Here is a 22,414-nt window from a genome sequence, read left to right as displayed (position 1 = left end):
TTATCTAAATTAAAAATGACATACTGCGCAAAAAGTAGCAGCGCTAATACCAAACATCCAAGTGTCCAGAGTAATGAAGCAAGCGAGCGCTTAGCAGGCGTTGGTGAAAACTTGGCTTGTGCTTGCTGCCTTTTAAGGCGTGCGGCCTGCGTGTTGTCTTCGTCTTTGATAGAAACGCCCATGCTTGCCAGCAGCGCTGATAAATCTGTGTCTTTTCTTGGACTATGACCGTCTTCGTTTTCATTTTGTTCTTTGAGCAGTTTTTCAAGCCAAGATTCATCGCTATTATCATCGATACTGGCATGGATGTCATTAGCTGCCGCTGAGCTAAGGGCTACTTGGGCAGCTGATGCTGGCTCTTTTATAAGAGCGTTTGCTAAAGAAGGCTTTTCTATGGGACCAACAGAGGCGTGAGCGCTTTTATCTAGCTTTGTTGCTGTGCTTTTTGGTAGCTTATCACTACTGTTCGTGGTTGAGGTAGGGGTGCTATCCGCTGCTTGCGTTAGCCAAGCGTCCATACTGTCGAGCGAACCGTATTCTAAATCTTCCTCTTCGAAATCTGCAATATCCATATCATCATGAATCAACTGATCATCTATCAAACCTTCTTCAGCCATATCATCATGGATAAGAGTATCTGCATCTTCTGGTTCAGAAGTGACGTTTGGTTTGGTTATGGCTTTTGCTTCTGGCGTAACGATAGACGTTTGCTTAATAGAAGTATTAGCGGTAGTGGATGCATCAGATTGAGGCTTATGCTCAATAGCGTCAGCAGTCGGCTCTGTATCATTCGTGACAATAAGGTTGTTATTGACCAAAAAACTGTGTTGACAATGTTCACAGCAAACATTGGCTGTTTTTTGGTTTAACTGTGTTTTTTTAATATTAAAAATAGCATGACAATGAGGGCACTGGGTTTTGATTGGCGTAGTCATAAGGTCGAATCCAAAAAGGTATCAGTATTAATACCGCATGTTAATACTGCTTAATCACTTACCAACCGCTGCCAGTTTTTTATGTCTTTTTTTATAGAGTAATCATCATAATTTGCAGGCAACGATAGAGTAGCGTCAAATACACAACATTATTTAACTGCTCCTCTATCGTAACAGATGTAATTAAATGTTGCTAGCCTGTAAATGTACCAGATAAACGCTGCCAATGTTGATCTTCTTGCGCGGTAAAAGCATGCTTAGGATCGAGCGCAAAGTAAGGCTGATACGCTTCGCTGACCTGCTCAGTTTGCGATTCAATCAAGCCTGCTAATACGATACGACTTTTGGGTGCCATCAAGGTCGCAAAATAAGGCGCTAAACCAATAAGTGGCTTGGCTAAAATATTGGCAACCATGATTTCTACAGGTTTCATATTGTTTTGTTGCCAGTAATTATTAAAGTCTTCTGGCAAAAATGCTTGTAGGCGGTTATCAACGTGATTGCGTGCCGCATTTTGATTGGTCGCAAGCACCGCCTGTGGGTCAATATCCACCGCATAAACTTGACGCGCGCCCAATAACAGCGCCGCAATCCCTAAAATACCTGAGCCGCAGCCGTAATCGATCACAACTTTATCGGTCAGGTCTTGCTCGGTCAGCCAATCAAGACAGAGGCGAGTAGTGGCATGGTAGCCAGTACCAAAAGCCAAGCCGGGGTCCATAATAATATTGGTAGCGTCAGGGTTCGGCGGTGTCAGCCAATTAGGCACAATCCATAAGTTATTGGCGCACTCGATTGGCTTATAATTAGACATCCATTCGCGCTCCCAATCTTTGTCATCGACAGCGCTGACCCACGTCCGGCTGGCTTGTACTTGTGCGCCGATTTCATGGCTTAATTGCTCAAGTAATTGACGATTGCCAGCGTCTGTATTGGCGTCAAACAATCCTGTGAGTATGACTTCATCCCATAAGGGTGATTCACCGGGAAGGGGTTCAAATAAAGGCTGATCACCCGCGTCATCTAAAGCGATTGATAGCGCACCAGCTTCTAATAACAGCGCCTCAGCGAGATCGACATTGTCTTTTTCACATTGTAAATGCAGTTGTTGCCATGCCATAAAGGTAACCTTAGTTTAAAATAAAAGTGAAGAATTAAAGGAGTAAAAGAAAACAGTCATTAAACCCAATAAAAAACTGGATAAAAAAAGTAACGACTAAATCCATAAGCCTATTTTAGCGCTTATAGATTCAGTCGTCATGGTAAATACGAGAGTGTGTGCTATTAGCGCAGCGCCTGTCTGGCCTCATTTATCACGCGAGCGTTACCCTGTGCTTGTCCTGATTGCAAGATGATTTGCCAAAGGTTGCGGCGGCGAGTGCTGTCTTGAGCAACGGTCAAACCTCGGCGCGCCATCGCTTCAGCCTTACGCGGTTGATTCTTTTTAAGAGCGACTTGCGCCAAATAAAAATAGACGGCTGATGATTTAGGCGCGAGTCGCTGCGCACGCGTAAAGCTGCTTTCAGCGCCATTGAGATTGCCTGACTTTAATTGCTCTGTACCCGTTTGCATGAGATTACTAAAGGCTGGCAAGTTGCTGTTATTGGCTGTGCTTTGCTGACTGCGCTGCTGTGAGTTTTGCCGCGCCCGCTCCAATAGCTCATTATGCGAAGGAATCGATGGTTCGGATAGGATGTAATCTTCACGAGAAGGCGTAAGGATGATGGTATCTTGGCTATCAGGCTGTGTGACGATTGGACTTTGTGTTGCTGGCGTATAGACCTGTTCTGCTTCGGATGACTGCATTGTCGAAGTTGGTTGTGTAGGCACTGTATTGGGCACGGTAGAGTACTTATTATCATCGCCTTTAACAATGGGTGCTTGGGTTGCCGTTACTGGGTGTTTTGCAGCTCGCTGCTGATTTTGAGCTACTGACGTTTGCGCAGGAGCGGGTTTGATAATTGTCGGCGCCGTTTGGCATGCACTCAAGCTTAATGCGCTAATAAGGGCACTAGTAGCAAGAATCGTATTAATCAGCTTAGTTTGCCCTTTAGAAGGAGCAGTGATAGCCTGCTTAGCGGTGACAGTTTGCTGTATCAATAAAGCCATGTTAAAACCCTTTTTTAAGTCTTAAAAACCCTAGAACCATTCAACGGCGCGGTCGTACCAAGTATCGGCACGATTGCTTGACCCACCTTCTTGCTCAGCATTATCAGCATTGTTAGCATCGGCATCGTCGTTATCCGTATCAACGGCTTCGCCATTAGGAATATCTAAGCCTTCACGGCGGCGCTGCTGATTGATCGAGCCTTGCTGGTTTTGCCATTGTATCTGCTCGCGGGCACGCTCTTGCTGATATAAGCTAATAGCACAACTGCTGGCTTCTTCGGGTAGATACGCTGACATCACTGGCAGATAGCGCGCATCAGCACAGCGTTCATTAGACAGCTTGCCTGAGTTGTTCTCAAGCCACAACCACTCAATTCCTTCGGGCTCTGGCAGCGCGACAGGGGTCAGCTTTAGGCGATTCATATAGTCGACCCAGACTGGTAAAGCGCCACTACCACCGCTTAGACCGATAGGTTTGTTGTCATCACGGCCGACCCAAACCACGCTAACATAGTTGCCGCTGTAGCCAGCAAACCAAGCATCACGGTAGTCGTTGGTAGTGCCGGTTTTACCCGCAAGGTTTAAGTTGCTGCCAAGCGATTGTATGCGTCTGGCCGTGCCGTTTTTGACCACGTCTTGCAAGGCATAGTTAATCAAAAAGTTGGTCTCAGGCGGAATACTACGCTGGGTATTTAAACCGGTACGCTGCAAAATATGTCCGCGATCATCAATAACACTACGAATACTATGAATAGGCGTGCGGAAACCACCGGTAGCAAATACTTGGTAAACGCCCAGCATATCCATTGGACTAAGGTTGACCGAGCCTAATAAAGCCGAAGGATAAGGCGGGATTTTCTCTTTTACGCCCATGCGCTGCAGCTGTTTGGCAAAGGTATTAACGCCAAACTCCATACCCAAACGTACCGCGCTGTGATTATACGATTGCGACAAAGCGGTGGTAAATGGCACATAACCATGGTCACGATTGTCATAGTTCTTTGGATTCCACTCAGTACCGTCACTCAGATTGACCGTAATCGGCGAATCATCGACCGAGCTTGCCAAATTATAGCGCCCGCTTTCAAGCGCCGTCATATAGATAATTGGCTTTAATAACGAGCCGACTTGACGCTTGGCATCGACAGCACGGTTAAAACCGGTAAATTCACTGCCACTACCGACCACTGCCACCAGCTCGCCAGTTTCAGGATTGGCACTGACCAATGCGCCTTGTAAGTCTTTGGTTTTGCTACCGCGACGACGTAGCTCACCAAGTTTTCTTTCAACCGCTTTATCCGCTGCCAATTGGGCAATGGGATCTAAGGTACTGATGATAATCAGGCCTTCGTTTTTTAGATCATCAGAATAATAGACTTTGTTCAATTCACGCTTGACGATATCTAAAAAATCAGGGAACTGGCTTTTGCCTTCGACGGGTTTGTCCGCCACATCGAGTGGTTTTTCTATCGCTTTTTCGTACTCTTCTTGGCTAATTTTACCAACCGCCAGCATATTATTCAGTACGGTATTACGGCGCGCTGTCGAATCGTTTGGATGACGGCGCGGATTATAAACGCTCGGGCCTTTTGCCATACCAACGAGCAGCGCCTGTTGGTCTAAACGCAGCTCTTTGAGGGGTTTATCAAAATAAAATTGCGAGGCAAGGCCAAAGCCATTGATAGAGCGATTGCCGTTTTGACCTAGGTAAATCTCGTTTAGATAGGTTTGCAGAATCTCATCTTTACTATAATGCAGCTCAAGTAACACCGCCATCAATGCCTCATTGGCTTTACGTTTCATCGTCCGATCGGAGTTCAGATAAAAGTTTTTAATCAGCTGCTGAGTGATGGTCGAGCCGCCCTGTCTAGGACCACCGGTAAAGTTGTTTAATACCGCACGCGCGATACCGCGTATCGAGACGCCTTTGTGCTCATAAAATCCGCGATCCTCGGTGGCGATAAGCGCATCAATCAGCGGCTGCGGTACTTGATCGAGCGTCACCACCATGCGATCTTCGTTACTGTCTGGATAAATACCGCCGATGTTAACTGGCTCCAGACGAATAATGCCAGTTTTGGCAGGCTGGGTACTTTGTACCGACTCAATCTTATTGCCAGCAATGGTCATTTTGATGACTTGCTCTTTATCGACGTCGTTGGCGCTATACGTAAAGCCGCGCGTATGGATAAAGTAGGTATTGCCAGATTTATGGTAGGTACCGGTGCGATCATAAGCCTTGTTGCTTTGATAATTAAGCAGCTTAAGCCAAGTTTTCATGGTGTCTGTATCGACATTGGCGCCCTGATACAGCTCCAAAGGCTGCGAGTAAACCTTAGCAGGAATGTCCCAGCGCTTGCCCTCAAACTTGTGGGTAATGGTGCGATCAAGTTTGACCAAATATAGCGCCAACAGCACCATGGCCGCGATAATGACGATTAATAAAATACCGCTAAACACCACGCCGCGCTGCTGTGAGGGTAGCGTATTGATAGCAGGCTTAGACGACTGTGGTCGCTTAGAATTAGACTTTTGCACTGATGACACACCATTTTGGGATAAAAAACTGCCTCATAATGACGCAAATTGACAAATTTTTCAATCTATCATCATCAACGCCCGCATTCATTAAGCAGGCGTTAGACTTTCGTAGTAGGTGTTTTAGAGGTATTAATATTTTGGGATAAAGGGCTGGGCTGCTTACTCCGCGCGCTTGTAGTATAATGTTCATATTAATAATTAGGTTGATACCAACAGTTTTATCGACCCCTTTTATTAATAGTTTTTACCGATTTTTTAGTCTCATTTATGCCAATATCATTGTGCCAATAACGTTGTGCCAATATCTATGTAAAGTAGCTGTGTTAAAGGCAGATAATTCAATCGCTTTTTTACATAGGGATTGACTCTCGTTAATCAGAGCAAGTTTATTAAAAGCCGGTCGGCTGCAAGTAAACTTGTCGAAAGGAAATAGCGCGATTATGTCCAGTATTCCCTCATCCATACCAGCAAATAACAACCGCCACTATCAAGACCACTCGATTACTGAGGGTCTGGTGTTGCCGCTTGCCGGTCATTGTTTTCATTGCGGTGATCCGGTACCAGAGCCGCCGTTTCATACCGATATTTTAGGTCAGTCGCGCGAGATGTGCTGTATGGGCTGTCAGTTAGCGTCGCAAAGTATTGTCGAGGCAGGGCTTGAACAATATTATCTTGACCGCTCAGAGATTAACCGTACGGCAAGCTTACCCACGCAGCTGACGCGCCTCGAAGCTTATGATCACGATGAAATAAAATCACAATTTGTCTATGCCCAAGATGGCATGTCGGTAGCCGAGCTGTCGGTCAATAATCTGCGCTGTGCTGCCTGTACGTGGCTGATTGAGTCGCGGCTAGATGAGTTAGATGGCATCAGCCAATGTCAGGTGAATTTAACCAATCAGCGTATGCGGGTGATTTGGGACGAAGACAAGCTACCGATTAGTCGCATTTTGGGCGTTATCAATGAGATTGGCTACGAAGCCAAGCCTTATCGGCAAGATACCCATGAGGCCATGCTGGCACGTCATAACAGTCAGATGCTATTACGGCTTGGTATCGCGGCGCTCGGCTCGATGCAGGCGATGATGTATGCGGTGGCGATTTATTTTGGTGAATATAGCGACATGCTGATATTTCAGCGTGATTTTCTACGTTGGGTGTCGCTATTTGTGAGTACGCCGGTGTTCTTTTATGCCGGTGTGCCGTTTTTTACCTCAGCATGGTCAGCGATTCGTGCCCGCCAAGTCAATATGGATGTACCGGTTAGTATCGCCTTAGTGGTGACCTTCTTTGCCAGTCTTTATGCCACTATCACGGGACAAGGGGAAACGTACTTTGATTCGGTTAGTATGTTTATTTTCTTCTTATTGGCTGGGCGTTATATTGAACATAATGCACGCTTAAAAGCCGCCACCATGGCCAATGACTTGGTGGTGGTCGAGCCTGTCTTGGTACAAAAAATTGCTGAAGATAAAGACGCCGCTGCGCGTTTTTGCAGCTCATAGAGCAAAATACGCTTAATAATACTGCCCTTGATAATGATACTATTCCTAATAATAGTGCTGAACAGGTGCTTAATCCAAATAATAATCTAACGACAAATGGCACAACCACTACCGCAAAAACGATGCCCAACTTTAAGCAAAGCATGGATGCCAATATTCAGCAATTGACGTCACGTATCGCTCAAGACTGGCAACAAGTAAACCACAAACCATCAAACACAACACTTGCTGAAGGCGGGCCAGAAAAAAAGCAAATGGTAACCGCTTATAGCTTGCAAGTGGGTGACATTATTATGGTGGAGGCAGGCTCTGAGATTATCAGCGATGGTATCTTGCTTAGCTCTACCGCGACCGTCTCGCAAAGCCTGCTGACAGGTGAGGGCGATTTAATCATCAAAACCCAAGGCGATTATATCGTTGGCGGCGCCCAAAACGACAGTCAGCCGTTTGAGATGCTAGTGACGGCATTGCCAGAAGACAGCCAGATAGGGTTGATAGACAGGCTGATGAATCGGGCGATGAGTGAGAAACCAAAACTCGCTCAGCAAGCGGATAAGCTGGCGCGTTGGTTTGTAGCGCGGATTTTAGTATTGTCAGCTTTGGTGTTCATTGGCTGGTATATCGTCGACCCAAGCCAAGCAATTTGGGCAACAGTGGCAGTATTGGTGGCGACCTGTCCGTGTGCGCTGTCTTTAGCGACACCGATTGCGCTGACGGTAGCGACCAATCGATTGGCAAGTTATGGTTTTTTAACCACACGAGGCCATACGCTGCAAACCCTTGCTGAGATTACCCATGTGGCGTTTGATAAAACCGGCACGCTCACTTATGGTAAGCCCAATTTATTAAATATCGAGATAGTGGCAAGTAATGATACGACAGCTGTTAGCGATGAAGAAAAAGACAAGCTATTAGCGATTGCCGCCGCGCTTGAAGTGGGCAGCCGCCATCCGATTGCTCACGCTTTGCTCACCGCTGCCTATCAGCTGCATCTGCCAGCGACACAAGCGCTGCAGCATTATCCAGCAGGTGGCGTGGAGGCAATGATTGATGGCGTCCTATATCGCATCGGTCATGTCGATTTTGCCATGGATAAAGCGAATACTGATTCTCAACAAAATAGTGCGTTAACCATTGATTTAGCCACTCATCGTGCCAGCTCGGCGGTGGTATTGTCTTGTCAAAATAGTCCGTCAAATGCATGGCAAGCGCTGGCAGGTTTTTACTTTAACGATAAGGTACGTGACAGTGCGCCGTCTATGCTTGCCGCTCTCAAAAAATCAGGTATTGAGCCGGTCATGCTAACCGGTGACCCAAGTCCGCAAGCACTGGTAATGGCGGAAGAGTTAGGCATGAAAGCCGCTTATAACGGCCTGTCGCCAACCGATAAAGTCAATCATATTCAAGCGCTGCAAGCAAAAGGCGCCGTCGTACTTATGGTTGGTGACGGTATTAATGATGCGCCTGTTTTAGCAGCGGCAGATGTCTCAACCTCGATTGCGGGCGCAGCAGATTTGGCGCAAGTCTCGAGTGACAGTATCATTCTAAATGGTCAAATCGAAGCTATCACGGCGGCGAAACGTATCGCTGATAAGACCAAACGTATTATTAAGCAAAACTTACGCTGGGCGCTGATTTATAATAGTAGTGTCTTGATACCAGCAGCTTTAGGCTATGTACCGCCTTGGCTTGCAGCGATTGGTATGTCGTTAAGTTCATTATTTGTGGTATTAAATGCGCTGCGCCTAAAGCGTGCTTAATGTAAAGCAGCTTAAATTTATTTATATAAACCTCAAAAATTACCCACAAAAAAACCGTCTTTATAAAGACGGTTTTTTTTATTTAAATAACTACTAAACAGGGTTTAGATTAGTCTTGTAGATAGCTTAGTCTTGTAAGTAACTTAGCAGACGCATAAATTCGATATACATCCACACTAGCGTCGCAAGAATACCGATACTAAATAACCATTCGTAGTCTTCTGAGACGCCCATCGCCACACCGCGATCGATATTGTCAAAGTCCAATAACAGCGTAAAAGAAGCGATGACAATCACAAATAAGCTAAAGCCGATAGCGATAGCGCCACCTTCGAATAAGAAAGGTAAGCTCGAACCGAACGCTAAAGACAGCACCCACTGCGCTACATAAACCAACATAATCGCAATCAATGCTGAGGTGACGATTGAGCGGAATTTCTCAGTGACTTTAACCAAACCTGAGCGATACAGCCCTAGCATGACCGCCGCGGTGACAAAGGTCGCACACATCGCAGTGACAGGCACGCTTGGGTACATGCGCATAAAAAATAGCGAGATACCACCTAAAAAGATACCTTCCAATAACGCATAAGGTACGGCAAAGGTTTTGGCTTTTTGCGGCTTAAAGGTAATAAAAATAGCAAGACCAAAGGCGGCAAACATACTACCAAAAGCGGCCATGGTGATAAAGCCTTGTGATAGGCCTGCCATTAACGCATAAAAGAAAAATCCAATACCCGTAATCGCCGATAGTCCAAGCAATAAACTGGTCTTTTGAATCACACCCTTTACCGTCATCGGCGCGCCGCCAACGGCAAGCTCTGCGCGACTGACAATAGGATTTGCCATAAAGTTGTCCTTTTTAAAATATAAATAACTAAGATGCCAGCTACTTTAGCAAAACCGCCATTATTGTCAACTGTGTTTACGTGAGTGCATGCAAGGCGTCACGTGGCTATCGAGCCTTAATTAGGCAGTGAATATTGATATATAAAGCGATTGGGCATAGCGAAGCAAATACGCCTAAAAGTGGCGTATGATAGAGGGTATATGGGGCCAATTACGACAGTTAACAACGAAACTTCATAAACATGCTAGTCTAAGCGCTGATTTCTCGTTATCATTGCACTGTATTTTATCGTTATGCCGAGTCGTTTTATGGAAAACTCAGCGCAGTCCGCCCGATTGCCGCACTTACATGAATCAGAGCTGTTTCATGCCATCAAAAACCCAGCGTTTAGGCGCATTGGTTTGATGGGCCGCGCCGGAAAACGCAGCGTGACCCAAAGTTTGGTACAGATTGCCAATACCATCAATGAGATGAATCTGACATTGATTATGGATGTGCAGACGGCCAATTTGCCTACTTTGAACCTCACCGAAATTGAAAAAGTTAAAATCGTCAAACGCAGCTTGATTGGTGAAATTTGCGATTTAGTCATCGTAGTAGGCGGCGATGGTTCGATATTGCATGCCGCCGAAGCATTGGCGCGTTATCGGGTGCCAGTTCTAGGGGTCAACCGCGGTCGTTTAGGGTTTTTAGCCGATGTGAAGCCCAATGAAGCGGCCTTTAAACTACGCCAAGTATTGATGGGCGATTATCAGCTAGACCACAGGTTTTTGCTGACCATGGAGATTCGTGAAGGGCGAAAAATCATTCATGAAGATATGGCGCTCAACGATGTGGTGCTGCATGCGGGTAAATCGGTGCACATGATTGATTTTCAGATGAAAATTGACGGGCACGATGTCTATCGTCAGCATAGTGATGGTCTCATTGTGGCGACACCGACAGGTTCCACTGCTTATGCGCTCTCTGGCGGTGGTCCGATTATTCATCCGAGTATGGATGCCATTTGTTTGGTGCCGATGCATCCGCATACCTTATCCAGTCGACCGATTGTGGTGAGTGGCACCAGCGAGATTTGTATTCGTATTCATGAAGATAACCGCACCCAGCCACAAGTCAGCGCCGACGGTAAGCCGAGTATCGCGCTCGACCAAGAGCAGCGCCTTTATATTCGCAAACATCCTGATAAGCTGACCTTGCTTCATCCGCCAGGGTTTGATTTTTATGAAGCCTGCCGAACCAAATTACACTGGAACGTCCATGCTGAAGAATTCAGTATGGATATCGATGATGATATTATAGAAGAATAAATGCAGTGCTCGATTTTCAAGCAAGATAGCATTGAGTTATAAAAATAGTCGCGGAGAGTAGGTACGATGGACAAACAAACGATATTAGCAAGTGTCACACCAGAAGTGGTCGATCAATTTCGTCTAGCCATTGAGCTTGGCAAATGGCCGGATGGTCGTAAGCTGACGCCTGAGCAGCGCGAAACTTGTATGCAAGCGGTGATGGTATGGGAGCATGAGCACCTGCCGCCAGCCGAGCGTACCGGTTATATTCACAAACCCGTGCGAGACGATGGCTCTGTCGTGGGCGCGGAATGTGATATCGAACACGAGCATCATTATCCCAACATGCCCAATCCTAAAGGGGCAGTACAACCCGTTAAGTTCCATAATAAATAAGCAGCTTCATCGCAGTTAATTTAGACAAGTAAGCGGCTAAGCAGCATTAAGCCAAAAGCACCAAATTAAAGGTAGGAAACAGAAAAAAGCCACGCTAATTGCATAGCGTGGCTTTTTTAATACTTTTAAAATAGATAGTTAGCAAAAATAGAAAACTACAGCGCGCTAGTATCGACACTTGGACGCGGCGTTAATGGATTTTTTTCCATCAAAAATCCTTGCCAGCCCCAATGTAAAAAGTTACGGATATTGGCATGGTCGGTACCCTTTGGCGTCGCTTGTACCTTGGCATAATGCTCACCGAACAACTTTAGCGTGTCCAATTGATTTAGTCCATGGTGCTTAGCCGAGCCAAAAATCTTAGCACTGCCTTCGTTTTCGCCCGCTGCATTGTGCAGCATACCATTAACAAAAGGCGCTGGCGCATAGCGATAAAAATCATCAATAAAGCTGATGACATCATTGAATCCAATGGCTTTTTTATTCAAACCATTAAGTAGAGCCGATACATCTGATTGACGGATACTCATAAATACATGACCTCAGAGCAGATTAGAAAGCAAAAATAGGGTGCTTAATTTATGCCCAATAATTATTGATAGTTAGTTAACGAACAAACGAACAACTTAGCGGTTAAAATAGTCTTCATCATCGAATGAAGGCGCAAAGCTGCCTTGCTCAAGATGTTGCATTTGCGATTGTACCGTGCGTTCATGCTGAATACGCTGATAAATCTCTTCACGGTGTACCGCAATATCTTTTGGCGCATTGACGCCGATTCGTACTTGATTGCCTTTAACGCCTAGGACAGTCACACTGACCTCATCGCCAATCATTAGCGTTTCGCCCACGCGGCGTGTCAAAATTAACATGCGTCACACTCCTTATGTCGCATCAACAGATTATTACTCATCAGATTGCGTCTCAATTACAGGACATTACTCTAGTACTAAATAGGCAGAGCAGTCATTATAAAAACTCTGCGCCACTTAGTACTCATAGCGGTAATGATAGATAAATTCATTTAGCCCAAATGAAAGCCCCATTATAGGGGGCATAACAGATACTGTCACGGATTTTCACAAAACTATTAGGTATATACTTACCTGAGCAATAGTAATAAAAGAAAATAGAGCCTAAAAAGACTCTATTTAATCAAAATTTCACTAAAAAATAATCGCTACTTAACCCATCATTATTAAACCAGAAGTATCTTACAGTGATTTAATATATAGCTTTTACACATTATAACCCAGCGATTGTGCTGTCGCCGTCTTCGCGGTCAAGACCAAAGGCGGTATGCAATGATTTCACGGCTTTTTCTAAATGCTGCTCTTGGATAAGTACTGAGACTTTGATTTCACTGGTCGATATCATTTGGATATTGATGTTGTTTTCGGCCAAAGTCTGGAACATAAGGCTGGCAACACCAGCATGCGAGCGCATACCAACCCCAACCAATGACACTTTTACTACTTCGTTGTTGGCCAATATTTCTTTGGCACCAATCTCATCTTTGACTTCGTTTTCTAGCACTTTCATGGTTTTATCCATGTCCGTACGGTTGACGGTAAAGGTAAAGTCAGTAGTGCCATTGGTCGATAGGTTTTGCACGATCATATCGATTTCGATATTGGCGCGACCGATAGGGCTTAGGATGGCAGAGGCGATACCAGGATGATCAGGTACACCGCGCACGACTATTTTTGCTTCGTCGCGATTAAAAGCGATACCTGAGATGATTGCCTGTTCCATGTTGTCTCCTTCGTCTATCGTAATTAGGGTGCCGACATTGTCTTGAAAGTCTTGGTCGAAGCTACCATCGTTGTTTTCATCAAAGCTAGATAATACGCGCAGAGGTACACCGTATTTGCCAGCGAACTCTACTGAGCGAATCTGTAAAATCTTAGAGCCAAGGCTTGCCATCTCAAGCATTTCTTCAAAGGTAATCTTTTCAAGTTTTTTGGCTTTTGAGGTCACGCGTGGGTCAGTGGTATAAACGCCATCAACGTCGGTATAGATTTGGCATTCATCAGCGCCCAAGGCTGCTGCAATGGCCACACCTGTAGTATCCGAGCCGCCGCGACCTAAGGTTGTGGCGTTACCTTCTTCATCGATACCTTGGAAACCTGCCACGATGACAATGTTGCCCGCATCTAGTTGCTCACGGATGTTTTTATCATCAATGCTTTCGATACGCGCTTTGGTGTGGGCACTATCGGTTTTAATGGCGACTTGGCGACCGGTGAATGAACGGGCGCCAATACCAAGCTCTTTAATCGCCATCGCTAGTAAAGAGATAGAAACCTGTTCGCCCGTTGAGACCATTTGGTCGTACTCGCGCGGATCAGGTTGGCTGCTGATTTGGCGTGCTAAATCAATCAAACGGTTGGTTTCACCGCTCATGGCGGACACAACTACGATCACTTGATGACCGTTGTCATGCCAACGTTTGACTCGTTTGGCGACATTTTTGATGCGGTCGATACTGCCCATCGAGGTGCCGCCGTATTTTTGTACTATTAACGCCATAAAAATCTACCTATTATTCACCAATGGCCATCTGTTACTTATCGACATCAATCCATCATGGCGCGGTTTGCCGTGACAGTGCAAGATTCATTTTAATAACGATAAAGCCGAATTATAAAAATTGCGCCCTTTATTTACTCTGCTATTTTACTGTTTATACTCATACACTTGATATGCTGACAGTCGTTAAGCGTGCTACTTTATACCATATTAGCCGTATAACTTTAAGTGTTAGCAAGCATTAGATATATGGCGATTGGTTATAACCGTTATAACCAATCGCCTATATTGCTACTATTTACGCTAGCTTTTCTGCAACCCAAGCGCTTAGTGCACTGATAACGGTATTGGTATTGGCAGATTTTGGTGCACCACCTTGGGCATAATCAGGCTTACCGCCGCCTTTACCACCAAGCTCGCTTGCCAAATGACGAATAATATCGCCCGCTTTGACGCGATCGGTTAGCGATTTGTCAACGCTTGCCGCTAGTGCTAGCTGCTCATCTTTATCGCCAATCAGCACGATGATACTGTACGGCAGTTTTGATTTCACATCGTCTATTAGGGTACGGATCGATTTGCCATCAACACCGCTTAAGGTGCTAATAAGTACCGATGTACCGGCGATGGTCTGAACATCATCAAGCAAGGTTGCCGCTTGGGCGCTGGCAATTTTTTGTTGTAGGCGTTCTAGTTGTTTTTCCAAATCACGCTGCTTATCTGCCATGGTGCGCACACGCTGCGCAACCTCTGGACGTTTGACTTTCAATTGAGCTGCAAGCTCGCTCAGTTGCTGCTCGCTTTGCTGCATGTTTTTAATGGCATTCATCCCAGTGACCGCTTCAATACGGCGTATACCTGCGGCAATACCTGATTCACTGGTAATTTTTAATACCCCAATATCGCCAGTACGCTGCACATGCAAACCGCCGCACAGCTCGATAGAAAACGGCTTGCGTTGACCATCAACGATACTGTCGGTGCCCATGGTCAAAACGCGTACATCATTACCATATTTTTCGCCAAATAACGCCATCGCACCTTGTTTCATCGCTTCATCGATAGACATATGCTCGATACGGGCAGGGGTGTTGGCTTGAATTTGCTCATTGACAAGGCGTTCGATACGGCTGATTTCAGCAGCGCTAACCGGTTTGTCATAAGAGAAATCAAAACGTAATACCTCGCTTGAGACTAGCGACCCTTTTTGTGTGACTGCATCGCCCAGTACTTGTCTGAGCGCGGCATGTAATAAATGCGTCGCCGAGTGGTTTTTGGCACTCGCGGCACGAATGCTAGATAATACCTGCGCATCAGCCGTTTGCTGAGCGTTAATTTCGCCCATGGTGACTACGCCATAATGGATAATGGCTTGGCCAGATTTTTTGGTGTCTTGCACTTCAAAGACGCCTGTCGCTGTGCGAATCTCACCCAGCTCACCAACCTGACCACCACCTTCAGCATAAAATGGGGTACGGTCAAGGACAATAACGCCTTCCATGCCTTCAGCCAAGCTCTCGGCTGGATTGCCGTCTTGATAAAGCGCATGGATGATGACGCCGTCTTCTTCAAGCTGCTCATAACCGACAAAGGTGGTTGGGTTGTCTACTTGAATGACACTACTATAATCAACGTCGAATTTGCCCGCATCACGCGCACGTTCACGCTGTGCTTGCATGTGCTCATCGAATTCTGCTTCATCAATCACAATACCCCGCTCACGGGTGATATCAGCGGTCAAATCAACGGGGAAGCCGTAAGTATCATAAAGTTTAAATGCTGCTTCACCAGAGAGAGTGTCGCCGTCTTGTAAGCCTTCAAGCTCGCTGGCAAGCAAGCGTAACCCTTGTGCTAAGGTTTTGGCAAATTGGGCTTCTTCTTTTTGAATTGCATTTTCAATTGCGCTTTGTTTGTCTTTTAGCTCTGGATAGGCGTCGCCCATCTCAGCAACCAAAGGCGCGACCATTTTATAAAAGAATTCACTGTCCGCGCCAAGTTTATTACCATGACGTACCGCACGGCGAATGATACGGCGCAGTACATAACCACGCCCTTCGTTACTTGGGGTGACGCCATCAGCAATCAAAAAGGCCACGGCACGAATATGGTCGGCGATGACTTTTAATGAGGATTGTTGCTCGTTTTCAATACCTAAAATCTTAGCCGCCGCATCCATCAAATGCACAAATAAATCTATCTCATAGTTGCCGTGCACGCCTTGCATGATGGCGCTGATACGCTCAAGGCCCATGCCAGTATCGACGCTTGGGGCTGGTAGCGGCAGCATGGTACCGTCTTTTTGACGGTTAAACTGCATAAAGACGCAGTTCCAAATCTCGATATAGCGGTCGCCATCTTCTTCTGGCGTACCGGGCAAACCGCCTTCAATGTCTGCCCCATGGTCATAAAAAACTTCAGTACAGGGACCACAAGGACCAGTATCACCCATCGTCCAAAAGTTATCAGAGGCGTACGGTGCGCCTTTATTATCACCAATACGGATGATGCGCTCACTAGGTAGGCCAATGTCTTTATGCCAAATATCAAAGGCTTCATCATCAGTTTCATAAATGGTCACATACAAGCGATCTTTATCAATTGCCAACCATTCATCGGAAGTTAAAAATTCCCAAATATAAGCAATACCCGCTTGTTTAAAATAATCGCCAAACGAGAAGTTGCCGAGCATCTCAAAAAACGTATGATGGCGCGCCGTGTAACCGACATTATCCAAATCATTGTGCTTACCGCCGGCACGGACGCATTTTTGTGAGCTTACCGCACGCGTATAGTCACGCGGCTCCATACCCAAAAAGGTTTCTTTAAACTGATTCATGCCGGCATTGGTAAATAGCAATGTCGGGTCATTGTAGGGAATCAAGCTCGATGAGGCGACGGGGGTGTGCTGCTTGCTTATAAAAAAATCCATAAAAGCTTGACGAATATCGGCTGTTTGATGTGGCTGGCTCACAGCGGCTCCTTACTGACGAATGGTTTTATTAAATAGAATAAGTAAAATAATTTTGCAAGCGATTTTAGCACAAACGTACCAAGCGTGTTGAAGATTCATCAGCAAACGCAGCGGAAATAAGGCTTAATTTTCTTTATTAAGCAAGCGCTTGTATTAAGTGACTAGGATAAATTAAACCTTCAAACGCATCAGTTGGTTAAAATGGTCACATCGGTTTTATCGAGTTTATCTTGAATAAGCGGGTGCGATTCAATCACCTGCACGGGCATATAGCGTAGCTGTAGCTTAATGGGTAAATAGTCGGGAAAATGTTCCGCCATATCTTTGCTAATAATCGCCTCAATTTGGCGGACGTCATAAAAGGTAGGGGTGGTCTCGCCGCGAATCACCGCGCGCACGACTTGATGGGTAGTGTCTTTATCGAACTGGGTGTTGGTCAAGACGTTGCCCTTGTCGCTAAAGTAGCTATTAATCGTCTCTTTGACGCTACTTTCAAACCCTTGCTGCTTGGCGTTGGTTTGTAGGTTGATAGTTAAATAGGTCCCTAAAACGCCTAACAATAATAACGTTACCGCATTACGCCGTAAAAAGGTCCAATAAGTACTTGATTTATAATCATCATCGACCAAGCGGCGAAAACCTAGTAACCATAGTACCAAAGCGTTGGTAAATTGAATGGCGATAATATTGGTCAAGGCCAATAGCAGCGCGCCAAGTCCCATTTGCATCTCACCATTGGCAAATAAAATCCCACTGGCGGCAAGCGGTGGCACCAATGCCGTAGCCACGGCGACCCCAACCACAGCGACCGACAGGTGCGGCGAAACCATGGCATAAGCACCTGCCGTACCACCAGCTAAAGCAATCATCAAATCCATCGAAGTTGGCTGCGTACGCGATAATATCTCGACAGTAAGTGGTTGATCTTTATGTAGCCAGCCGACGATAAAACCGACCAATACCACCAAAGAGATGCCAAGAAATACCGTAATAAGTGATTTACGTAATAGCGGCATACGGTGGTCAATAATCGCCAACGCCACGCCAGTGATAGGACCAAGCATCATTGCTACTAGCATCGCGCCGATAACCACCGCCGCCGAATTGGTCACCAAACCATAGCTTGCGATGATAGCCGATAGGATATTCATCACAAAATACATTTTACTCGGTAAGGCGTTGGCCTCAATCCGGACCCGTACTTCTGGATAGTCTACTTTTTTATTACTGAATTGCTCGGCGACAAACTGCTTATAAGACTCAAGTTTGGCTTCTTTTTTCTCTTTGACCTCTTCATCTTCGCTATTTTCTACAGTGTCGTCTGCGTTGTTTTCGTCTTTCACCGTTCTACTTTTCACCGTTCTATCACTGGTTTGGCTGCTATCTTGAACTTGAGTAACGTCCTGCTCATTTTGCTTGCTATCTTCTTTTTCGTCTGTGTTTTCTGTATTTAAACTTGGTTTTGAATCTTCTTGTAGGTTTTGTTTAGTGAGCGACTTATCAGATTGGATATTGTTTGAATTTGTCTGGCTAGAGTCAGTCTTATCTGCTGGGCTGACCTCAACTTTCTCCTCTTCCTGAAAAAACGCTTCCGCTGTATCGGTAAATTCAATGTCTGCATTACCATTTGTAGGTTCATTGACAGGTTGAGCGCCATCTTCGTTTTCTAGCGTTTCTAAGGAGGCAACCACCACATCGGGTGCCACCGTTTCCATTTTGATGGTTGCTTCAGGTTTTTGTGCATCTTTTGACGCTTCTGCTAATGCATTATCACTATTACTTTCGCTATGCGCCTGTGCTTCGATAACAGCCTCGTTGTCGATATTTTCAATGTTGTCAATATTACGTGCGCCTGCAAGCTCGCTAGCGTTTTGAGGGGTATTTATTGGCAGTGAGTCTTTATCGGTATCAGATGAGGTCATAAAAGAATGCTTTATTAAAAAACAAGGATAGAAACAAGTAGGTAGTTAGAATAAGCTAAACGCAGCAGGTTAAAAATTCCAAAACTAAAAAGTAGGAAGTCTACTATTGTAATGATAAATGTCCAATAGCGTGTAAATTTCTTGTGCCTAAATAGAGGGAGAGAAAAGACAGATAAGCGGATAGTTTGGCTATATTTTCAAGAGGAAAATGGCAAGTACAAATCAATAATTATAATATGGCTTTTAATATGAATCACTTGCTATAAATGGGCTGCGAGTCTATAAGAAAAGGCTTACTATTTATGTGGATTTGGTGTATAAAGGTGTTATACCCACACAATAAATGAGGAATACATCATGAACTGGCCACTATTTTCTGTCATCTATTCAATAGCCGCAACCGTGACCGTCGGTGTATTAATGATTGCCGCTTTGGTCACAGGATTTAACCAAATCCCGCACATCCAAATGGCGGTTGCCGCAGGCATCATTGTATCCATTCCAGCTGCCTTATTTTTTACCAAAAAAGTGGGAAGTATCACGGGTAAGGAAGGTCACAAAGCCTAGGGCTACAAAGCTACGACTTTAAAGCTGAGTTATTTCAAAAGCTAGCAGTTTCAAAAGCTCGCCATCATAAAAATTAAAAATAAAGGCAGCTTAGCTTTAGACTTTATATAAAATAAAAAACAGCCCCTAAAAAGGAGCTGTTTTTTTATTGCTTATGATGTGTTGTTGTTCATTTTAATTAATAACAATTATTTTAGCTCAACGGTGGCGCCATTTTCGATATTGGCATACACCTCTAACACATCCCAGTTGGTCAGACGGACGCAACCTGCTGAGGCCTGGCGGCTGATACCTTCAGGTTTCGGTGAACCGTGTAGACCATAAGATGGCTTAGACAAGCCCATCCATACCACACCGACAGGGCTGTTTGGACCTGGTGGTAGCATATGTACTTGTTTGTCTGAGCCTTTACCAACGGTCGCTTTATACCACGGCATTTTTACTTTATTAATGATTTTAAACGTGCCTTGCGGTGAGGGCGTCGCATCACTTCCGACTGTAGTTGGATAAGTGGCGACCAGTTTATCACCGTTATAAGCATAAAGGGTTTTGTCGGCTTTATTGGCAACGACGCGATTAATCCGCTGTTTGAGTGGATCGCGCGTATTTAAAACGGTGATGGTTTCGCCAGCTTTATACTGTTTGTTTTTATTCAACTTATCTAAATAGCGCACGTCCATATGGAAACGCTCACCTAACATCTCTTTGATGTCCTGATAATACAAGCCTTTCATTTTCGACTTAGCCTCTGCGCCTGCAGGCGTGGTAGCAAAGTTGGTTTTTACATCATCTTCGGTGATGGTATAAGTCACTAGCACTGGCTTATTGGCTGGGATGTTTTTATTCAAAGCGTCCCACGTTTTTTGATCCATTTTACCAGTTGCAGGCAAGCCTTTCATGGTTTGGAAGTTAATCAGTGCTTTTTTACTGTTCATACCCCAGCCGCCATCGATAGCGCCCGGTGAAGCGTGGTTCCAATCCAATAACGCTTGCATTTTAATGGTCATCGCGGAGTTGACCTTCATGTTCGGTGTCCATGTCGCACCGTTGACTTGCTTGGCATAATTAGACAGGTTTAGCGTGGTATATTTTTTACCATCGACATCTTCGATACTTTTGATAGAAGTATCGGCTGGGCGGTTATTGGCTATTGCTGCACTAGGAGCGGCAACAGCTTGGCCATCACTGATGTCATCGGTGCTATCAGACTGTACATCTTTACGCGCTAGCTCTTCGACGCTCATATTGTCGGCGCTGACGCTTTGTTGCTCATCTGCTTGTTGCGCGTCATTGTCGTCTTCGTCAGCTTCCTGTTTTTCGTCAATCAGCTGCGTCATACGATCAGGCGATTTAGGCTTTAAAGCAGGCGTGGCTACGGCAGGCGCGCGACTATCGAGTGAACTGCTGCGATTTTCTTGCACGTTAAGGCTGACTTTTTTCGCCATACTAGGCTGAGCAATAGTAGGCATTGAGTCAGCTTTACGTACTGGTAGAGTGCGCGTATTTTCGGCAGGGGCAGCAACAGCGCTGACACTGGCACTAACAATCGCAATAGATATAGCGGTGATAAGGGGCTTCATTTTCATCATATTGGCTTACTTATGGTTATAACTAATGCGGCTATTATGCGCATAATTTGGACGCTTCGCAAACTTTTGACACATCTTTTTTCGTTTAGGGCTTGCTAAACGTCAATAGTTGACGTATTCACTACAGTTGGGAAATAATTTAGTCATGCTAGTTATCAAACAGCATTCACATTTGGTTAGGGTCTTGTTTATTTGCTTTATCGTTAAATGCTAGAGTGATAAGAGGTTAATGATACATTTACCTATCATAAAAGTTGCCTTATTTTTTTGCGGTAGCTTTTTGCGCTAAAAAACACAGTCATTGGCGCAGCGCAAGGTTTACGTCTATAATGTATGACAAGTTTTTATTTAATAAATCGGCTGTTAAAAGTCAGCGATTTAACCCATCCGCATGTCGTCGATACGCGTGCAATCAGTAAGGTGTGATATGTCAGAAGACCAAACCATGAGCGCAGAAGAGTTTCAAAATCAGTACTTTGCTGATGAGTCGCAAGGCTTAGAGGATGAGATGACCTACGATTTGGAGTCAGGGCTGCTCGGTGAAGACGATGAGTTTGCCAATCTGCGTGCCGAGCTTGCAGAGGCGCGTGAGCAACTGGTCAGCATCCGTGATTTTATTCGTTTTGCGGTCACGCAGCTGCGCAACTATGACGTGGTCGTCGCTCAAGGAACGACGGATGAATTTGCCGAAGCGTCGGCGATTGTGTTGCACACGCTGTCCTTAGATTGGGCAGCCAATGATCAGATTCTAGATTGCCGTTTAACTACTTCAGAGAAGCAGCAGGTACTGGGCTTGTTAGAAGAGCGTATCGCTGAGCGTAAACCGCTAAGTTATCTCATTAATTTATCGTATTTCTGTGACCTGCCTTTTTATGTCGATGAGCGCGTCCTAATTCCACGCTCACCAATCGCCGAGCTGATTCGTCAGCAGTTCCATCCGTACTTCGATGTTAATGAGTTGGCAAAGCCGCTCGGTATGAGTATGAACAATCAAGCTGCCGCCTTCTTTGACCATGGTTTAGAGATTAAGCAGTTGGCGCAGCCTGAGCGTATTTTGGATTTGTGCACCGGTTCTGGTTGTATCGCTATTGCGCTTGCCACCCGCTTTATTGATGCCTTAGTCGATGCGGTTGATATTGATAAAGGAGCGCTAGAAGTTGCGATGGTCAATGTCGATCATCATGACTTAGGTCATCAAGTTAATGTGATTGAGTCTGACTTATTTGCCAAGATTCCTGCTGAGCATCAATATGAGCTAATCGTTACCAATCCTCCTTATGTCGATGCCGCGATTATGGCCGATTTGCCACCAGAGTTTTTATATGAGCCAGAACATGCGCTCGCTGCCGGTCAGGACGGACTGGATTTGGTACATCGTATCTTGTTTGAAGCGCCAGATTATCTTAGTCCTGAGGGCTTGCTGGTCTGTGAAGTCGGCGATAGTG

14 protein-coding genes and 2 pseudogenes are annotated in these 22,414 nt (G+C 45.3%); 5 read left to right on the top strand and 11 right to left on the bottom strand.

Annotation, left to right across the window (positions count from 1 at the left end; all coding sequences use genetic code 11):
* The 4 genes from V7D75_RS08695 to mrcB all read right to left on the bottom strand — a co-directional run.
* Positions 1–935 (bottom strand): zinc-ribbon domain-containing protein (locus V7D75_RS08695; RefSeq protein WP_333614243.1); only part of this gene is annotated, 935 nt, incomplete at its 3' end.
* Positions 936–1,128: 193 nt separating this feature from the next.
* A complete protein-coding gene (gene prmA / locus V7D75_RS08690) occupies positions 1,129–2,055 on the bottom strand; it encodes a 50S ribosomal protein L11 methyltransferase (protein ID WP_333614242.1) in 927 nt (308 codons plus the stop codon).
* 164 nt (positions 2,056–2,219) lie between these two features.
* Entirely contained in the window at positions 2,220–3,044 is an 825-nt protein-coding gene (locus V7D75_RS08685) for a tetratricopeptide repeat protein (protein WP_333614241.1), read from the bottom strand.
* Positions 3,045–3,074: 30 nt separating this feature from the next.
* The gene (gene mrcB, locus V7D75_RS08680; RefSeq protein ID WP_333614240.1) at positions 3,075–5,582 is read right to left on the bottom strand and encodes a penicillin-binding protein 1B; all 2,508 of its coding nucleotides are present in this window, start codon (positions 5,580–5,582) and stop codon (positions 3,075–3,077) included.
* 443 nt (positions 5,583–6,025) lie between these two features.
* On the opposite strand from mrcB, the pseudogene V7D75_RS08675 reads away from it, so the two are divergent.
* Positions 6,026–8,850 (top strand): annotated as a pseudogene (locus V7D75_RS08675) (heavy metal translocating P-type ATPase).
* Positions 8,851–8,976: 126 nt separating this feature from the next.
* Here the strand turns inward: V7D75_RS08675 and V7D75_RS08670 are convergent.
* A complete protein-coding gene (locus V7D75_RS08670) occupies positions 8,977–9,699 on the bottom strand; it encodes a Bax inhibitor-1/YccA family protein (RefSeq protein WP_011280732.1) in 723 nt (240 codons plus the stop codon).
* A 309-nt stretch (positions 9,700–10,008) separates the two neighbouring features.
* On the opposite strand from V7D75_RS08670, the gene V7D75_RS08665 reads away from it, so the two are divergent.
* Both V7D75_RS08665 and V7D75_RS08660 read left to right on the top strand, forming a co-directional pair.
* Positions 10,009–11,010, top strand: a complete 1,002-nt coding sequence (locus tag V7D75_RS08665) for an NAD(+) kinase (protein ID WP_068404461.1) — start codon at positions 10,009–10,011, stop codon at positions 11,008–11,010.
* Positions 11,011–11,076: 66 nt separating this feature from the next.
* On the top strand, positions 11,077–11,388 hold the full coding sequence (locus V7D75_RS08660) for a YeaC family protein (protein WP_333614239.1): 312 nt from the start codon (positions 11,077–11,079) through the stop codon (positions 11,386–11,388).
* A 155-nt stretch (positions 11,389–11,543) separates the two neighbouring features.
* Here V7D75_RS08660 and V7D75_RS08655 read toward each other — a convergent pair whose 3' ends face one another.
* From V7D75_RS08655 to V7D75_RS08635, 5 genes and pseudogenes are all read right to left on the bottom strand, one after another.
* Complete coding sequence (locus V7D75_RS08655; RefSeq protein ID WP_333614238.1) at positions 11,544–11,918, bottom strand: HopJ type III effector protein; 375 nt, start codon at positions 11,916–11,918, stop codon at positions 11,544–11,546.
* A gap of 174 nt (positions 11,919–12,092) precedes the next feature.
* Positions 12,093–12,260, bottom strand: a pseudogene (gene csrA / locus V7D75_RS08650) (carbon storage regulator CsrA); the annotation flags it as partial.
* A gap of 373 nt (positions 12,261–12,633) precedes the next feature.
* Complete coding sequence (locus V7D75_RS08645; protein WP_068404454.1) at positions 12,634–13,920, bottom strand: aspartate kinase; 1,287 nt, start codon at positions 13,918–13,920, stop codon at positions 12,634–12,636.
* A gap of 298 nt (positions 13,921–14,218) precedes the next feature.
* Positions 14,219–16,891, bottom strand: coding sequence for an alanine--tRNA ligase (alaS, locus tag V7D75_RS08640; protein WP_333614237.1), 2,673 nt, complete (start codon positions 16,889–16,891; stop codon positions 14,219–14,221).
* Positions 16,892–17,079: 188 nt separating this feature from the next.
* Positions 17,080–18,813 (bottom strand): TIGR00341 family protein, encoded by a 1,734-nt coding sequence (locus tag V7D75_RS08635; RefSeq protein ID WP_333614236.1) that lies wholly within the window; start codon positions 18,811–18,813, stop codon positions 17,080–17,082.
* A gap of 357 nt (positions 18,814–19,170) precedes the next feature.
* Between V7D75_RS08635 and V7D75_RS08630 the strand changes: the two genes are divergently transcribed.
* A complete protein-coding gene (locus V7D75_RS08630; protein WP_068404450.1) occupies positions 19,171–19,380 on the top strand; it encodes a hypothetical protein in 210 nt (69 codons plus the stop codon).
* A 188-nt stretch (positions 19,381–19,568) separates the two neighbouring features.
* Here V7D75_RS08630 and V7D75_RS08625 read toward each other — a convergent pair whose 3' ends face one another.
* Positions 19,569–20,969 (bottom strand): L,D-transpeptidase family protein, encoded by a 1,401-nt coding sequence (locus V7D75_RS08625; RefSeq protein ID WP_333614235.1) that lies wholly within the window; start codon positions 20,967–20,969, stop codon positions 19,569–19,571.
* 427 nt (positions 20,970–21,396) lie between these two features.
* On the opposite strand from V7D75_RS08625, the gene V7D75_RS08620 reads away from it, so the two are divergent.
* On the top strand, positions 21,397–22,414 hold a 1,018-nt coding region (locus V7D75_RS08620), incomplete at its 3' end, for a HemK family protein methyltransferase (RefSeq protein ID WP_333614234.1).

This window comes from Psychrobacter sp., assembly GCF_036731945.1.
Classification (GTDB): Bacteria; Pseudomonadota; Gammaproteobacteria; order Pseudomonadales; family Moraxellaceae; genus Psychrobacter.
Note: the sequence above shows the minus strand (reverse complement) of the source record. Positions and strands in the feature narration are given on the sequence as shown.

What these genes read in the sequence shown, in the direction of transcription:
- prmA (WP_333614242.1), bottom strand. Translation starts at nt 2,055, where the DNA reads ATGGCATGGCAACAACTGCATTTACAATGTGAAAAAGACAATGTCGAT.
- V7D75_RS08685 (WP_333614241.1), bottom strand. Translation starts at nt 3,044, where the DNA reads ATGGCTTTATTGATACAGCAAACTGTCACCGCTAAGCAGGCTATCACT.
- V7D75_RS08670 (WP_011280732.1), bottom strand. Translation starts at nt 9,699, where the DNA reads ATGGCAAATCCTATTGTCAGTCGCGCAGAGCTTGCCGTTGGCGGCGCG.
- V7D75_RS08665 (WP_068404461.1), top strand. Translation starts at nt 10,009, where the DNA reads ATGGAAAACTCAGCGCAGTCCGCCCGATTGCCGCACTTACATGAATCA.
- V7D75_RS08660 (WP_333614239.1), top strand. Translation starts at nt 11,077, where the DNA reads ATGGACAAACAAACGATATTAGCAAGTGTCACACCAGAAGTGGTCGAT.
- V7D75_RS08655 (WP_333614238.1), bottom strand. Translation starts at nt 11,918, where the DNA reads ATGAGTATCCGTCAATCAGATGTATCGGCTCTACTTAATGGTTTGAAT.
- V7D75_RS08645 (WP_068404454.1), bottom strand. Translation starts at nt 13,920, where the DNA reads ATGGCGTTAATAGTACAAAAATACGGCGGCACCTCGATGGGCAGTATC.
- V7D75_RS08635 (WP_333614236.1), bottom strand. Translation starts at nt 18,813, where the DNA reads ATGACCTCATCTGATACCGATAAAGACTCACTGCCAATAAATACCCCT.
- V7D75_RS08630 (WP_068404450.1), top strand. Translation starts at nt 19,171, where the DNA reads ATGAACTGGCCACTATTTTCTGTCATCTATTCAATAGCCGCAACCGTG.
- V7D75_RS08625 (WP_333614235.1), bottom strand. Translation starts at nt 20,969, where the DNA reads ATGATGAAAATGAAGCCCCTTATCACCGCTATATCTATTGCGATTGTT.